Below are 4,602 nucleotides of genomic sequence, written 5' to 3'. Positions count from 1 at the left end.
GTCGTCCGGGTCGGCACGGTGATGTTGTTGGCTTTCGGCCTCGCCCAGGTGCCGTCGTTGGCTCAGCAGCGAAAGCGTTGGCGGGCGGTCTTCCACGAGCGGATGAACTTTGCGTTGCCGGCGTCAGACCGGCCGGTCAGGGCTGGAGGAGTTGCTCGAAGTTCGTCACCCACGTGCCGTGTCGGGAGTTCGAGCCCTCCAAGATGGCTGCCTTCAGGACATCGGTCCGCATGTCCGCGACGGTGCGTGGGGAGGTGACCCGTCGTGTCCGCTCGTAGTTCCACACGATCACGTCCAGGAAGACCGGCGCCTTGAGCCGCCACCCGGACAACAGCAGTGCCTGGGAGATCGCCGGGTACGGTGTGTATTCCGGGTTGGCGAGCCAGTCGTGCAGTTCGGTCTCCGAGACGCTGAAGTCAACGCCGCACCTGCCAAGCGCGCGGATGACAGCCGGAGCGAGGGGCGGGCCGTTCTGCTCCGGGTTCAGCCGGAGCAACTCGTCGTAGAGCCGTACCGCGTCGGCGAGTGACGACTGCGCGTCCTTGCGCTTCCCGTCCTGCTCGAACTTCTCGGCGAGGGCGAAGAACGCCAGGCCGCGTTCGATCCAGGGCTGGGGGTGAGCGGCACGGTTGTCTGCGCGTACCGGCGCCTCGGCGTTGCGGAAGTCGAGCACAACCGGCGACTGTTCGCTCCCCGGGTGCCGGATCTCGATCAGGCCGTCATGGCCGCCGGGTGCCCGCAGGTATTCCCCACTCACCAGCGGTAGCGTGTTGAGGTCACTGACTTGGTCGCTCTGGTCGACTACCCGGGCGTCGTACTTCTGCCCGACCAGCAGGAACCAGATCGTGAAGTGCTTGTCGTCCGGTGTGTGGAACTCGTAGACGCCGCCGTAGTCGAGTTTGGCCGGCAGGTGGGTGTTGCGAGTCAGCGTCAGGTCCCGGAATGTGTTGAAGTCCATGTCGGCCGCCTCTCGGGCGTAGACCAGCGCGAGGTTGTCCAGCGGGACGACGAGCTCGTCGGGCTGCGCAGGTGGCGTCCGGTAGGCCGCGACGTAGAAGCCGAGATGAGCGAGGTTGCTGAACATCCAGGGGCCGACCGGTTGGAAGGCGCCGTCCCGGGAGACTCGCAGGTTCAGCTTCTCCTCGCCCTCGCCCTTCCAGCCGAGGAAGAGCAGTTCGTTGTGGGACGCCAGGGCTGGGGACTGGGTGCTGATCTCGTCGAGTACGACCTTGCCCTCGAGCCCCTCGATGCCGAACCCGCCCGCCGTGTTGCCGAACAGCACCACCTTGGCCACGTTCAACTTCCCATCGCCCCGGCCGGTCCAGGCGAGGTACAGCCGATTTCCGTGCGACACCAGCGACGGGCTGTGCTCGCTGGAGTCGCCCAGCGTCGTCGTCCCCTGGAAGGTGATTCCGTCGTCCGTCGAGAACGCGAGGTTGAGCTGGTTGTTGCCGGAACCGCGCCAGGCCAGGAGGAGCCTTCCGTTGTGCGACGCCAGCGCCGGCGACCTGTCGGTCGAATCCCCGAGCGTGACCGCGCGCTCGACGCCCTCGACGCCGTCGATTTTGAGCAGACTCGTGTCCAGTACCTTGGCGACGTTAAGGTTGTCGTTGCCCGACCCCTTCCAGGCCATCAACAGTCGACCGGCGTGCGGGGCGAGCGCGGGGTAGGTCGACGTGGAATGTTCGACAAGGGTCTTTTTCTCGGCGGGCCGTAGATTCGCACCGGCGGCGATCCGCCGGTGTACGCCGATGTTGACCGCCTGCGCGTGGAAGGTGTCAGGGTCCTCGGGATCGTCCGCGTACGGGTCGACGAACGAGTCCGGGAACGGCTCGAAGCGGATCAGATCGTGAAACCCGGTATCCACCCGGGTGGGGATCAGCGTCGTCGCCTGGGCCCGCGAGGTCTGTTCCCAGGCATTCACGCCGATGTCAATCTCGTCGTGTCCGTATCCACTGTTCAGAAACGTCCCACCTGCGGAAATCAGGAATGACGGAGATCGGAAGTAGATCTCGAGGCCGGCGTCGGCGATGTCGGTCGATCCCCGCAGACGCGGTCGCGTCCCATGATGGAACCGGTGCAGATACTCCGAATTGTTGTGGTTCATAGCGAGGATGTACGCGGCCGGCGGCGGACGATACGCCGCCGTCGCGGATATCAACGCGGGGAAATCCAACGACGCGGGGAACCTAACCGGATGGTGCTGGGGGTCGGTCAGGCCGGTGTAGGCCAGGAAGTAGCCGGCCACCTGGTCGCCGCTCGCGGCGTACAGGAAGTTGCGCTCGTTGGCGTGATGATTGATCCGGTGCTGCCTTTGATGTTCAGTTGCTCGCGGGTGACCTGTGGGCTGAGAGACCGCGACGGCGCGAAGACGACCCTGCTCAGCCTCTACCTGACCACACCGGTCCGGTTCGTCCTCGCCGACGCCGGCTTTGCTGGCCGCCTCGTCGACTGGGCCACCCGTATCTTGACCACTACCCTGCATATCGTCCGCGAGCCCACGGGCCAGAGGGGTTTCGTCCTGATCCCCCGACGGTGGGCGGTCGTGCAGACCTTCGCATGGCTCACTGCCCATCGCCGCCTTGCCCGAGACGGCTGTCCGGACCATCAGGGATGGTACTCGCCACGGGTGCGCGGCAGCCATTGCGGATGGGTGTTCCGCACGTAATGGATCAGTCCCTCGCGCAGGTCGCAGCGCAGATCCCAGGCGCTCGGCCCGTCTGCGGCGGAAGCCTGGACCTGGATGACCACGGTCTGCGGGGTGGCGTCAACCATCTGCAAGACCCACTGGTGCCGGTCCCACAGCGGCGACGATTCAACAAGCCGTCTGGCCGCCTGCCGGAGGTCCTCCAGGTCGGCGGTGTGATCCAGGTGGATGCGGATCTCGCCGACCACCCGGGTCTCGTGCCGCGTCCAGTTCTGGAAGGTGTGTTCGGTGAAGTAGGTGGTTGGCAGGACGAGCATCCGGTCGTCCCAGAGGCGGATCACGACGTTGGTCAGCTTCACCTCCTCGACCCGGCCCCATTCGCCGTCTATCACCACCACGTCGTCGACGTGGAGACTGTCCGCGAAGGCGACCTGGATGCCGGCGAAGGCGTTGCCGAGCGCGGTCCGGGCGGACAGGCCGATCACGGCCCCGATCACGCCGGCCGAGGTCAGGAAGGTGAGCCCGAACGTGCGTACGGGCCGGAAGGTGACCAGGATCAGACCGATCGCCACCACTATGACGACAGCCGAGGTCAGCCGGCGTACCGGGCGGATCTGGGTACGGGCGCGGCGGATTCTGCGGTCGACGACCGTCTCGTGCGGCAGCCGGCTGAACGCGACGCCCTCGGCAACGTGCAGCGCCTTGACCACCAGCCACCCGGCGCTAGCGATCAATAGCAGTAGGGCGGCATGGCGGACCAAGCGGACCCACTCGTCGCCGTCCGCTGGCAGCGCGAAGTACAGTGCCGCGAGCAGTAGCACCACCGTGGTCGGGCGGCGACATGCCTGGCGTAGGGGGGTCAGCAGCCACTGGTAGCGGCCACGGGCGAACCGGCGGACCAGCACGCCGGTTAACAGGTCCACCAACACGGCCGCGCCGACCGCGGTCAGCACGATCAACGCCGGACGCAAGAGACCCCGTCCACTATGATTCTGGTCCCCATCCTTCGCGGCTCCTCACTCCGTGGCACCGCATCAGCTTGACAGCGAGCGGCGGGGGACGGGGCGCCTATCACCAACGGTCGCGTCTGCGTGGACCGAGTGCGGCCGGGTCTTGCGACGTGAAGCCTGGTTGATCAGGACTCGCCCAGGCCGGTTACCAGGTTGACGGCCACGGCGAGGATGACCGTGCCGAACAGGTAGGACAGCAGCGCATGGCCGAGGGCGGTCTTCCGGATCCGGGTACTGGCCGGCTCGCTCTCGGACACGGCAAAAGACATGCCGACGGTGAACGCCAGATAGGCAAAGTCGCTGTAGGTCGGTAGCTCGCTCTGCTTGAAGTCGATCCCGCCATCCTCAAGATAGAACATGCGTGCGTACTTGAGGGCGAATACGGTATTCATCAATCCCCAGGACAGAATCGCCGTGAGCACACTCACGATGACCAGGGTGATCGCGAGCGCGTCTTGGTTTCGTGACGAGTGAACGAGGGCCCAGGCGACGGCGCCGAGACTGGCCACCGCGGCGATCAGTACGGCGCTGTCAGTAGAGCGTGAATGGCTCTCTTCCTCGGCGAGTCGCTCGGTGCCCTGGGGCCCCTGATGCCAACTGATCCGCCAGACCCAGACCAGCACGACGGCAGCGGCCACGTTCCAACCGACCAGCGGAAACAGTTCGGGGAACCCGAGCACCGCGACAGCCACGGCGACGACGGCGCCGGTGGCCAGCGAGATCGACAGGCGCCGGACGGAGAGAATCCGGTCCGGCGATCGCATTTTGACCCGACCCATGGACTCAGGATTCCATGCGGTCGAAGGAAGGCCGGCCAGCCATGCCGCACTACGCCTGGATCTGTCGGCTCTCGGCGCCGCTGACCGTCCCCAGCACGCCACCCGTCAACAAGACCGCATCTACCATCGGCAGCCCTCATAGCCCCTTCTTAAACACCCACTTAGA

The 4,602-nt window shown here is 66.0% G+C and carries 3 protein-coding genes; all 3 read right to left on the bottom strand.

The genetic code is table 11. The features are described from left to right. Nucleotides 1-136: 136 nt before the first annotated feature. Nucleotides 137-2,608 carry a hypothetical protein gene (locus AAH979_RS42435; RefSeq protein WP_346263768.1) on the bottom strand — a complete coding sequence of 824 codons (2,472 nt, stop codon included), beginning with the start codon at nucleotides 2,606-2,608 and terminating at the stop codon, nucleotides 137-139. After that, nucleotides 2,608-3,600 (bottom strand): mechanosensitive ion channel domain-containing protein, encoded by a 993-nt coding sequence (locus tag AAH979_RS42430; protein WP_346263769.1) that lies wholly within the window; start codon nucleotides 3,598-3,600, stop codon nucleotides 2,608-2,610. The genes AAH979_RS42435 and AAH979_RS42430 overlap by 1 nt, the downstream gene beginning before the upstream one ends. 182 nt (nucleotides 3,601-3,782) lie before the next feature. Then, nucleotides 3,783-4,436: a DUF1345 domain-containing protein gene (locus tag AAH979_RS42425; RefSeq protein ID WP_346263767.1), complete on the bottom strand. Its 654-nt coding sequence runs from the start codon at nucleotides 4,434-4,436 to the stop codon at nucleotides 3,783-3,785. Nucleotides 4,437-4,602 lie beyond the last annotated feature (166 nt).

The organism is Plantactinospora sp. ZYX-F-223 (genome assembly GCF_039649625.1).
Lineage (GTDB): Bacteria > Actinomycetota > Actinomycetes > Mycobacteriales > Micromonosporaceae > Plantactinospora.
This window is presented reverse-complemented; position numbering and strand designations above follow the sequence as displayed.